Here is a 12,141-nt window from a genome sequence, read left to right on the forward strand (position 1 = left end):
AAATCTATACATACAGGCAAGACAGTGTTAACTTTGCTGAGTTGTGTGGGTAGCATCATGGCGTTAGGGCTAGCTCAACGGTAGCCAACAGATTTTAATTAGCAGTCTCGCTTTACTTTTTTGTTAGCAGATCTCCTAAACACCGACAAACAATAACGGATTAATCAACGGGTTAAAGGCATGTCAAACCGCAATCAGAGAAGCATCAACCAATTTTTTGCCAACTTTATTGCCAAACTCAGAAAGTGGTTGATCAAAATTGGCAGCCCATTTCGTATTAGTCGCCGCTTTGTACGAAGTCTCTTAAATCAAAGCAAGCGAAGTACGGCTGGTTTTGTGCTTCCTACCACGATTATCGTCACGCTTTTGGTGACCTTGCTGGTGACTGTGATGATTGCTAGATCTAGCGATCGCGCCAGAACTGCTGCCAATGCTCGGGTTGATGAGGTGTTTAAAAGTGCTACGACACCAGCTCTAGATCGAGCTAGAGCCAAACTCGCCCAGTTGATTGCTGACCCCAACCTACCTAGATCCACCCCATCTGACACAGACATTTACGGTGTTATCAACGGCAACAGCCTCTATACCTTTGGCGACGAGATCCGCCTCCAACTTTATCAAGATTTAGATGGTAATAGCGTCATTAGTACAGTGGGGAATGCAACTCCCACGAGTGAAACAGCGAATACGGCTTGGAAATTCCCAATTGATACGGATGGCAACGGTAGGTTTGATACCTATGGTCTCTACAGCATTCTATTCCGCTCACCAACGGTTGGCGCAACTGGACTCCCCACTTTAGGTTCTCGTTCTAGACCTATGGCTACTGGGGCTGTGAGTGGACCTTGTGTAGCTGCTGCTGTTGCTGGTACGCAAGGCGGTGGTGGTGGCTGGGAAGTTCAAGGGACTAAAGTCAAAAAGAGCTTCTTTGTCTATGCGGCAACTGTACCGATTACATCCTTACCTGGCGTTGCAACGACGATCGCAGGTAACCCAGCTTTCGATCCTACTAGATATGAACTATTTCCTGGTGATGCCAACTCAAACCAATCTTTTAACGCGATCGAGTTACAACAAGATCGCGCGCGCACAGCTCTCAACAATAACGCGGTTTGGTTTGATGGAGACCTAGAATTAGCTCGAAGTGGCGGTACTTTTCGACTCAACGGTCGCGTTGTCACCAATGGCAATTTTTTAGTTGGAGCTTATGCCTCCACTCCAACTACCGTTGGGAATACGACGGATACCTTCCAAAGTATCAATTTTTATCAGGTCAGCGACCCTGCATCTTGTAATTACACCGAAGAGAATGCCAAGGTCACGGTTGGGGGCGACGTCGTCGTGGGTGACGCGCTTAGCAATAACACGAGTTTAAATGGTGTCAACTTCCATCTATTTAAAGGGACACCCGGTCAAACGGTCAATCCCAGCACCTTGAGTCCTAGAGCTCTTGCTGGTGGTCAAATTACAGTTTCTAATAATGCGCTTTCTGCTACCAACGAACTGCCAACCGTAACCAATGTCGGGCAAGAAGTTGCCTCTAACGATGATGCTTTTAACAAGCGCATCGATGTACTCGTCCAAGGTGCTTTCAAGCGCTGGCTCCCCGCAGGCGGTCCTCCTGTGACACCACCACAGACGGTTTACCCCTTGCCGACTGCAGGGGCGCCAAACGATCCGCGATCGGTTATTGAAGCTGTTGAAAAACGTCTAAATAGCCAAGGAGTAACCCTAGCGAATGCTCCTGTGGCTCCGCTAATCGCTGCATCTACAGCTCAAAAAGTCGATGCCTATAACACCGAGTATCAAGCTTACTTTAAAAGCTTACTTCGCAAAGTTCCTTTTAAAGAGGTTAACTTTAACGACTTTACGGGCACTAAAGCCGATCCTATTGCTGGGTATAGTGCCGCTACGTTTACTTTTGCTGGCGGGGCAGGAAACGGCTCGACTGTTGTAAACGCCAACGATACGATTTTGCTCCCCCCCTTAACTTGGCGGATGCCGCTAGATTACAGTTCTCTGGGCGTAGCTGGTTATACTGATAATGGCACTGGCTTTCCTCTAGGGACTGCAGCAAACAACTTGCAGCTTAGAGTTAGTGGCACTAGTCTGGCCTTGCGTGCTACGCAACCAGATGTACAAGCCGCAAATGCCCGAGAAGATCTTCTCGGCGATCGCATTAGAGTTGGAAATAATTTGCCATCTCAGTGGTTGCTTACAAACTCGCTGATCACCTCAGACTCAACCACCAGTCACAACGTAGGCGGGGGTGTTATTTGGGATGCTGGTGGTGGTAATCGCGCGCGTAAGTCCCAAATCAATACATTGGTTGACACGGGTGATGTGAGTCGCGACGGCTTTTGGGAAACCAGCGCAGCCGCTAACCCTGTGGTTCCACCTGCCACTAGCAATCAAACGCCAACAACAGGTGGCTTGCGGGTAATCACAGGTGCAGGAATCTTTGAGCGCAAATACTCATTTCTCCCTCCGACTCCCGCGTTAACTCCAGTGGCAAACTCCATTTTGGATGTCACAGAAAACTCGATCAAATCGATTGCTACTGGGGTAGACGAATCCAAGTTTCCCGTGGTTTGGTCGGACAAAATGCCAATGACCCCCAGTGATACCTTATGGGACGGTCAAGCATTGGCATCTGTTCCAACGGCAATCGTAGCACCCAGTGTTGAAAGCACTGCAAACAACAACGCCTTCCGTAAAGGCGATCTAAGGATGCGCGCTTCGGTGGTCTATCACTACAAAACCTCTAATGGTACGACCCAAACCCCAGTTGCTTGCGTTGCGAACTACTACGACCCGACCAATAGCATCACAGCTCGAAACATGTTTGGGTTGCCCGATGTTAGCGGGGTTGTCGATTTACCTACGGGTTCGCCCCCTACCTTTGATGGTACCCCTGATGTCATGGCTGACGGTAAGGCACTTAGCCCTGCATTTAATGCAGTGATTGCTACCACGGGTGCCAAGTCAATTAACGGGGTTGTCTATGCTCCCCCAGCCGCGATTAGCACCATAGCCTTTGTTAATGGGCTTAACAAAATGGACTCGACCAATGCCGCATTTCTCGATCGCGCATTAGGTGAGGCGGCTACGACTGTTGGCGATCGGCTAATTTATCAAGCCAACTTGGTTTACCCAGATGGTCGGTTTGTCAATGCCCCCCTCAGAAGGGCCCTGTTTCGTCTGATTTCAAGTGGCACTGCTGGCTTGACGCTAGCCGATGAGTCCGCAATTCATGCAGCGCAATGCGGATTGGACATTTTAGCCAATCCCGCTGGTTTTGCAGTTGGTACTCCACCTGTTCCAACTACGGGCATTCAGCTTCCTCACGGTGCGATTAAAGAATCTGCCTTTTTAGACGGTCGTGAGGTCAAGTCGATGACCCGCAACGAAAAAACCATGAAATCACCTGGAGCTGATGGTGTAGTGGGTGGTACTGGTAATAACACTGATACTGCGACTAGCGATCTAGAAATCGAACAACGTCAGCCCCTAGAAATTCGAGTCACTGACATCGATCTCAACCTGTTGCGCAGCAGCACTGCTGTTGGACCTACAAATAACGCAGCTGCACCTAATGGGGTTCCCACTGACTATATGCTGCCCTACAGCGGCTTGGTCTATGCCAGCCGAGATGATGCCCTTTTAGATCTGAGCGATTCATCGAACTCACTCACCTCACGCCAACGACTTAGCTCCGCCGACTTTTTACTCGACCCTACTCGCCGTCCCAATGGAATTAGATTGATCAACGGACGCAGGTTGTGGCGGGGTACTGGTACGACACAGCCCGTACTTGCTAACCCACCTACATCCGATGCTAAGTTTGGCGAAAAGGGTTTGGTGATGATTACCAATAACCCGATCTATGTCAAGGGTGATTTTAATCTTCACAGAAATGGGAACACAGCCGTTGAGGAATTTAATACGGCGCTGGCAGCTAACTGGTCGAACTTCTACACCCGCAATAACAATATAACGCTGCAATCAGGCGGCAACCTCAACCCCAACTTTGCCTGCCGACCCGTAGCTTCTGGATCGAATTGCACTTCGGGTGATGAGTGGCGTCCTGCAACAGTCATTTCCGATGCAACCACGATCGTTTCTTATGGCTCTTACGATGGCTTCCGCGACGAGGGTGATTACGACCTCCGCAACAACATCGATACATCGATTGATAACTCGCTCCGACCCGTAGGAATAAGCTCTTACAGTCTTGCCAGAAGACGTAACGGGCTTTATAACAACAATTTTGTCACCAGTGCCAACTGGATCGATACTGCTGCCAGTCCTTACCCAGGCGCAAATCGCAATACCTATCTTGCCAATGGCGTAACGCCCATTCAACGTCGTCTTACCTTCTCTGAGTATGGCATGGAAATTTGCCGCAAACTCCCTGCTTATACTTGTCAACCTTCAGATTGGCTAAAGATTCGCGCGGGCACTACTACGTTACCCGTTGCGGCTACACCCGTGGGTGCGCCACGCTACATCGCACCAGCAGACAACCGCTATGCCCGTCGTCTATCTTTCTTGCGTTACAACGACATCTACGGTGATGGCAATAATTCTCTCGTGATGACGAGGCAGTGTAATACCCCTGGTAGCAATTCCTCGCCTTCGTTTGATAATGGTAGTTCGATCGTTGGTAACGACCGAGACGATCGGATTGTTTGGCCGATGCCTTTGGGTGTGGTGAATGGTAGTACGATTGCTGGCTACACTTACCCACAGGTGATGGCAAGTACCACAGTCAACACGACTAATCCCTTTTCGACAAATAATCGCTATCTATATGGGGATGTCGGCTGCCCATTGCCACCTCCCGTCCCAACGCCCCAACTGGAAATCCTTAACAATGCTGACAATGATGGTTTAAATCAAAACAATACCGCAGAGGGTAGATATCAAAACTATGCTATCTATAGCGGCTCTGGTGCTAATAATCTTCCTGCAACGCTTCCAGCACCCATATTTAGTACGACAGAGACTGCTGCTCCAGTTCCAAATAACTCAAGTACGACCTGCGTTGCTGGTAATAACCCTCGTAGTACAGGCTCTAATGTCACGAATTGTAATGACTCTGTGCCCAACGCAACACCCGCAGCAAACACAAGACTGTCTGTTGCGTTTGCATCGCGTTACCTTTACGGTACAGCAGCAACAACCACTCCTGCGACTGCTGCACCCAATGTTGGGAATAGCAACCCTCACTTTACGGGTACTGTTGCTTCCCCAGCATTAGACTCTGCTTTCTACAGACGGATTAATTTCAGAATCAATATCAAGAATTGGAGTGCCACAACTGCCACTGCAAATGTGACCGTAAATGTCAAAACATACCCTTGGACGGGAGCCAACCCTGCGACTCCCTATAACTTAAGCGCATGGGATGGCACAACTGCAGGTTTCCCAGTGGCTGCATCCTCAACGGGTATTGACTATCTCTCTACTGTCTTTGGAGCTAGAACTCCAACGGATAATACGGGCTGTCCTGCCTTGGGAACTCCAATCGACACGAGCGCAAACCCCACGGGTACAATTACCTTCAATAGTGCCAGTCTTAACAGTACCTGTACAGTTTCGGTGTTAGTCGTAAGAGACGCGGTGACCGAACCTGATGAAAGATTTATATTGCATATTTCTAACCCAGTAGGTGCTAGTTCGTCATTGCTACAGCAACCGCCCAATGCTACGAATTCTACTAATGTAAACACACTGGCAAGTAACGCCACGTCAAACTCCGATCACAGCTTCGGTTTAATTAGAAACGCTGGTGCTAATGCCTACAGAGCGCCAACACCTGCAACGGTTTGTCCTCCTCCTGTTGGTACGATTGGTGGCAATGCTGAAGTAGCTGGTTACCCAGGAGATGATGCGGCGCAACCTGCTGACATTGCTCCTACACCTACACCTTGTCCCACACCTACACCTACACCTACTCCCACACCTACTCCTACACCTACTCCTACTCCCACACCTACTCCCACACCTACACCTACACCTACACCTACACCTACTCCCACACCTACACCAGGTGGTAAGGGAAGCTCGTTGACACCTCCAGTATTTGCACTTGTGCCAACACCAAGAACGCCAATGGCAGCAATGTTGCCATTGATTAGTGCCTCTCATGTAGGTGCAGGTGCCAATGCAACTGCATCGCATGTTGCAGCAGCTTATCCTTCTACGTTAGATCCTGCAAGTACTGCAGCATATACGCAGTTTAATGTCGCTAGCTCGACTAATGCACCACCTTTTAGTACAAATGTACCTTTAATTACTGCAGGTCAAGGTGTGGTAGCCCCTGGTGGTGGTACACCGCCTACAGGTACGGCTCCAATATTTAGTCCAAGCACACAGGGCAATATGCCGATGTTGCCCGGCATGGACAACCGCAGACCAAACAGCATAGGTTCTGCTCAAGCTGGTTCGCTTTGGTTTAGAGGTACGAGAAGTACTGGTGACAGCATTGGAGCATCCGAGCGCGTTCAGTATGGCGACCAGAACCTTTGGATTGCCTCTAATTACAGCCTCGGTCGATCTGGGTTTGTCAATGGTACAACTTTCTTGCCAACGCCTCTCAGTCCGAGCCGTCTGGTTTTACCTCAAACCGCTTGCATGAGTACGCTACCTGCTGATGGTGGTAGTCTAGCCAACCCCGTTGTGATTGAGTGTTTAAAAAATGCCAACATGGCTTCACCTGCTACAACTGGCATCACCGGTACGGCGGCGGCGGGTGTGATTAACCTCAATTTACCGATCAACGCAAATCAAGACGCAGCATCTAACTATCTAGTTTGCAACTGGCAAGGTCGTAACAATAGTAATGCTCTACTTCCAAATACTGGTGGCATCGAAACTTATCAAGCCGAGACGAGTTTACTAACCGGTATTACAACTAGTGGCGTTTGTCCTACATCAAACAATGGTGGTGCACCAGTTTCAACTATTGGTGTGATTGATGACACCTATGCTAAATTAGCTGCCCTGACTCGCACGGGTACGTTTGCCTCCACGCTGACCGCTACGCAAGCCGTCAATATCATCGATGCGATCGCTCCTAATACAACCAGCCCTGCCATCCCCAGAAACACGACACTTACGCTGACCGCCACGGTTGCAGTCCCCGACCCGATCTTTGTGATTCGCCTCAGACCCACTAGTGCTGCGGGTACAAACTCTTCGTCTGATGCGCCGCTCACCGTGGCACAAGGCACGCTTGACGGATTGCGAGTTGTGCTGCAAGGCGTCGATCCAAACAAAGTCTTTTGGTTAGTGCCTCCAGGTGACTCTGCGGCTACGCCAAGATTCTCGACGCTGACGATTTCGTCTGATGACAGCTTGGCATCACCACGCGATAGCATCGTTGTCGGTAACTTTATCTCCAAATTTACGAGCAATGCTGGTGGGGCGCTCACATCTGGAGCTGGAGTAACAAACACCTCAACCTTGATGGTAATTCGCGATAACAAGACAGACTGCGAGCAGCCCCCAGGCCCACTCTCTGGTGCAGGTATTCCCGATTCGCTTAGACCTTTTGCCACCCCAGATCTTACCAATACCTATACGCCTTCTGGAAGCACGGGTGCTGGTGGCAATGCTACGGATAGATGTGTCTCGCTGCGTGGTGTGAGGTTCTTGGGCTTTGAGGCAATTCGTCCAGATAGTGGAGCCAATGACTTTAACCGTGATGGCGACACTACAGACACCGCTGACCAAATGCAAAATGCAGTCGTTACTGCCATGACGACGGTCGATGAGCCTCTGGTCGTGCCTGTCTTACAGTTCCACGCTCCTGAGACTACAAACAATAACTCACATACCATGCCACAGCCTAGTACTTCAGCTTCGGCAACTACAGGCTTTATTAATGGTCCCGCAGGTAGATGGACAGAGCAAGCCGTAGATACCACAGTCAATGCTTACTTTGTGACGGGTAATGTGCCATCTCGCTCGTTTCTGAGCTTTACTACCAATGGACTCTCTAACCCAGGCAATCCTTCTGCGCTGAATACTTCTGGGAATGCTGCCTATGCTCTGGCTACGCCTACGCTGATTACACCTAGCGGTGATAGCGGTGGAGGTTTACAAAACTTCATTCGCTTTATCGAAAACTGGGTTGTTAATGCTTCAACAACTAGGGAAATAAAAATTCTCGGAGGCTTTTTGCAAAATGGTCGAAGTGGCTATGCTACTGCTCCATTCTCTAGTACCGCGCCCTACAGAAGTTTGGCTAATATCTACGACAGTGGAGATCTCGGCACCATATTTGTCGATCCCGCACAAATTAACTCGCCATTGAGCACTTATAAGCGCTTTTATATGTCTTATACCGATGCGGCGCAGTCATTTTATGCTCCCCCGTCGAGATCTTGGGGCTATGATGTCGGTCTCTTAACCCAGTCACCAGACTTATTTGCCTTACAATTCACTAGCCCTGTTTCACAAGCTAATGAATTTCTCAGAGAGGTCGATCGCAGCGATCGTTGGGTACAAACGCTACTATGCGCCACACAGCCTGGGACTTTGTCGGCAACAACCCGCAATGGGGCAGGTGTGAACAAAAATGCTTACACGAGCTTTGCGATCGGCGATCCAAGACAGCGTCCGACTACTTGCTCGACTGCTGCGCCCCCTATTCCTACTCCATAACGTTTGACCGTCCTCTGGCTTTCGCTAGAGGACGGCGAACGGCATTTAAGAAATTTAAGAATTAGAATTGATTTAATGGCAATTTGACCAATCACTGTTAATCGGATGTTTCCTATGAAGACTACATTTCATCTGAGCAAATATAATCAACCTGCTTTAGTTTGCCTAGGCAAAAAAGTCTTGAGTAGTCAGACCCAAAAGACTTCAAGTCAGGCAGGTTTCTCTTTGGTTGAGTCTCTGGTTGCCGTCGTCGTCGTGAGCGTTTTGCTGACAGGGATAGCTCCGTTTTTGGCACTTACGTTTGGACAACGCGTTCAAGCCAGACGCATAGATCAAGCCACTCAAGCAGCGCGTGCTTATATTGATGGCTTGCGATCGGGAACAATTCAAGTGCCAAACGATCCTGCCCTTAATCAGACTGACGCTAGGTTTGACGATCCTGTAACTTACCCTAATCTTAATGTTGATGTTTTGACAGCTTTACCAAACACAGCTCTTACTCCGGGGACTTTGGTTTCTACAGATGGCACTCCATTTAGCACATCCAACCCACAGCATTTGGTGATTCAGGCGATGCGAAGTAGATGTTTGCCAGTTGCTACCTGTAATAACTCAGATGTAGCTGCGATTAGACTGCAAGGTTATCGCGTTAGCATACGAGTTTATCGTGCGGATGCCTTTGTTGCTCCGATAGCCTTACTGCCGCCAGTTAACACAGCAAATGGAAGTAGTTATACTCAATCTGCATTTTCAGGTACCTTAGGCTCTAAATCTCGCCCATTGTTAGTTATGCAATCAGACATTACCGCAAATTCAACTGGTACAACCACTGGCACAACCTTTAGAAACTATCAAGATCGTCTGGGCAATTGATGATTTGCTGATAGTTTTAATGCTTTTTAAGCTTGTAAATAACGTTATTGAAATCCATGGTTAGGTCTATGCGAAAACAGCTAAATTACTTCTTCCGTCGTTTCCTTAACAAGCGTTACAGGCTAAACGGTCAGGTACGAGGTTTCACATTATTGGAACTCTTGATCGCCTCGGTTATCGGTGTATTAATTGTTGGCACAATGATGACCTTTGTGTTTAGCGTCGCTGATACAGACCGACAAGAACAGGCAAAATCAACCAGTCAAGAAGAAATACAAGCGGCGCTCGACTATATTGCCGACGATATGCGCGAGGCGGTTTATATTTACGATGCGGATGGTCTTAATCCTCTTGCTTCTAACCCGTCTGGTATCGGCAACTCTTTGCCAGTTGTTACAAATGGCGTACCCGTACTTGTATTTTGGAAACGCTATATTTACAAAAGTACAGACACGGTTGTGACTTTAGATGGCTCGAGGGCTGTAAGCTGCGTTCCTTATTCATTGACTATTGCGCCATTGGGTACCCCATCGGCAAATTGTTTTGGTGGCGATCTATTTAGCTATTCGATCGTGGCTTATTACCTAGTTAAAAACAATGCCACCCCAAGTGCCACTCAGCCCTGGTCAAATGCCGCAAGGATTGTGAGATTTGAGCTTAAAGATGGCATTAGTACGAGTTCGAGTGCTTATGCTTGTTCGGTCAACTGCCCAACTACGCAAGTGGTAAACGGTACTATCTATTACAAGGTTCCTGACACTGGCTTTGCTCGGTTTAGTTTGGGAGCTGGGGTTCTCTCTGCTCAAATGAATGGTTGGGCTACTGTTCCTCCTGGCTGGGATGCAGGTAGTGGCGTAACACTCGTAGATTTTATTGACGATACTACCTTTGGTGCAACGCCCTATACTCCTCCAGTTTTAATCGGTAACAATACTGTTGTTGTTGGCGCTCCCTCTACAAACGTTGACTGTAATAGTGATAATGGCGTGGGGTCAAATACAACGACTTCGCAACGAGTACCAGGCACGTTTACTGCAACCAGTTTGACCAGCTTTTATGTCTGTGTAAACTCTGGTAGTTCAACTGCACGCATCTATATGCGGGGTAATGCTTTAGTCAGACTCAATGATAATCGCAGCATTAAGTTTCCCACCGCTAACAATACGCCTTTCTTGCCGACAGCAAATGTGAGAGTGTTTGGGCGTGGGGTACTAATTCCAGGCTAAACCTAAAGGAGATTATATGAAAAAGTTATTTTTGTTTAGATTTTGGAAATCATGGAAACGTAAGCATCCTCATTGGTCATTGGGTAGGGCTATATTTGGGTTTACTTTGATCGAAATGCTGGTGGTGATGGCGATCGTGGGTGTGCTAGCCGCGATCGTGGGACCGACATGGTTAGGTTCGCTCAATCGTCAAAGGCTGAGCGAATCGCAAAATCAGATTTATCGGGCGATCAAAGAAACCCAGAGCTATGCCAAGCGAGATAAAGTAATTTGGCAGACTAGTTTTAGAACATCCCCAGTAGACGGCGTTACAGCGCAGGTCGCCGTAACTAAGGCTTCAAACCCAATTGGTACCCAAGATTGGAAACCCGTGGTCTCTAATGTAGTGATTAATACTGCTCTTACAACAGCTCCGACAATTGCAGGCATTTATGTTTTGCAATTTGATGGAAAGGGTCAACCGATCATTCCCAATACTTGTGTTATTCCTCCTGGTTCTGACTTAATACCCTGTGGAAAAGTAACCTTAGCCTATGGAAGTCAGACTGGCGCAAAAGCATGTGTGAATGTAAGAACACTCATTGGTGGTATCACGAATGAGTTTGATACTGGCTGTAACTAAGCATTTCGTCGTAAAGTTTAATATAAATAGCGAAATATTTGGGTATTAATCTTCATAATTTATATTAAACTTATCTTTATGAAAGCTTTTCTCCCACTCATGGGTCAATGGCTAGTACTAAGGCTGACAAAATCGATTGGATTATATGAAGAAGTTATTCTTATTCATATTTTGGAAATTATGGAACCGCAAACGCCCTAACTGGTCATTGGGTAGGGTTATATTTGGGTTTACTCTGATCGAAATGCTGGTAGTGCTGGCGATTGTGGGCGTGCTGAGCGCGATCGTTGGGCCCACATGGCTAAACTCACTTAATCGCCAAAAGCTAAGCGCATCGCAAAATCAGGTTTATCGGGCTATCCGTGCGGCTCAGAGCAATGCTAAACGAGATAAGGTAACGTGGCAGACTAGTTTGAGAAGTTCGCCAGTAGATGGTACAGCGCAGGTTGCTGTACATAAGATTACAACTCCAATTAGTAGCGTAGCTTGGGAGTCGGTTGCCTCGAATGTAGTCATCCATACTACGCTTACAACTGCCATACCATTGGGTTGTTCGACTTACTGCGCTCTTCAATTTGATGCTAAAGGTCAACCAGAACGCGGGCTCAATGATGTTAGAAGAATAACCTTAGCGTACGGAAGTCAAACGGGTCCAAAAGCTTGTGTAATTGTAAGTACCCTGATTGGAGCTGTCAGAACTGATTTTGACGATCGCTGTATTCCCTAACCTAATTGGTATTTATAATG

At 47.9% G+C, this 12,141-nt stretch carries 5 protein-coding genes; all 5 read left to right on the forward strand.

The window, feature by feature from the left end; genetic code table 11:
• The first annotated feature begins 180 nt into the window (after nt 1-180).
• The 5 genes from hpsA (at nt 181) to ACP2WE_RS06630 (ending at nt 12,121) form a co-directional block, all read left to right on the forward strand.
• Entirely contained in the window at nt 181-8,673 is an 8,493-nt protein-coding gene (gene hpsA, locus ACP2WE_RS06610; RefSeq protein WP_425214797.1) for a hormogonium polysaccharide biosynthesis protein HpsA, read from the forward strand.
• A 114-nt stretch (nt 8,674-8,787) separates the two neighbouring features.
• Nucleotides 8,788-9,546: a hormogonium polysaccharide secretion pseudopilin HpsB gene (hpsB, locus tag ACP2WE_RS06615; RefSeq protein ID WP_425214798.1), complete on the forward strand. Its 759-nt coding sequence runs from the start codon at nt 8,788-8,790 to the stop codon at nt 9,544-9,546.
• A gap of 68 nt (nt 9,547-9,614) precedes the next feature.
• Entirely contained in the window at nt 9,615-10,772 is a 1,158-nt protein-coding gene (gene hpsC / locus ACP2WE_RS06620; RefSeq protein WP_425214799.1) for a hormogonium polysaccharide secretion pseudopilin HpsC, read from the forward strand.
• Nucleotides 10,773-10,788: 16 nt separating this feature from the next.
• Nucleotides 10,789-11,394 (forward strand): pilus assembly FimT family protein, encoded by a 606-nt coding sequence (locus tag ACP2WE_RS06625; protein WP_425214800.1) that lies wholly within the window; start codon nt 10,789-10,791, stop codon nt 11,392-11,394.
• Nucleotides 11,395-11,539: 145 nt separating this feature from the next.
• On the forward strand, nt 11,540-12,121 hold the full coding sequence (locus ACP2WE_RS06630; protein ID WP_425214801.1) for a pilus assembly FimT family protein: 582 nt from the start codon (nt 11,540-11,542) through the stop codon (nt 12,119-12,121).
• Nucleotides 12,122-12,141: the final 20 nt, after the last annotated feature.

Origin of the sequence: Tumidithrix helvetica PCC 7403 (genome assembly GCF_965232925.1) — a bacterium.
Taxonomy (GTDB): domain Bacteria; phylum Cyanobacteriota; class Cyanobacteriia; order Pseudanabaenales; family Pseudanabaenaceae; genus Tumidithrix; species Tumidithrix helvetica.

Bases quoted from the DNA above. Each gene is read 5' to 3' on its own strand.
- ACP2WE_RS06630 (WP_425214801.1), top strand. From the start codon at position 11,540: ATGAAGAAGTTATTCTTATTCATATTTTGGAAATTATGGAACCGCAAA.
- hpsB (WP_425214798.1), top strand. From the start codon at position 8,788: ATGAAGACTACATTTCATCTGAGCAAATATAATCAACCTGCTTTAGTT.
- hpsA (WP_425214797.1), top strand. From the start codon at position 181: ATGTCAAACCGCAATCAGAGAAGCATCAACCAATTTTTTGCCAACTTT.
- hpsC (WP_425214799.1), top strand. From the start codon at position 9,615: ATGCGAAAACAGCTAAATTACTTCTTCCGTCGTTTCCTTAACAAGCGT.
- ACP2WE_RS06625 (WP_425214800.1), top strand. From the start codon at position 10,789: ATGAAAAAGTTATTTTTGTTTAGATTTTGGAAATCATGGAAACGTAAG.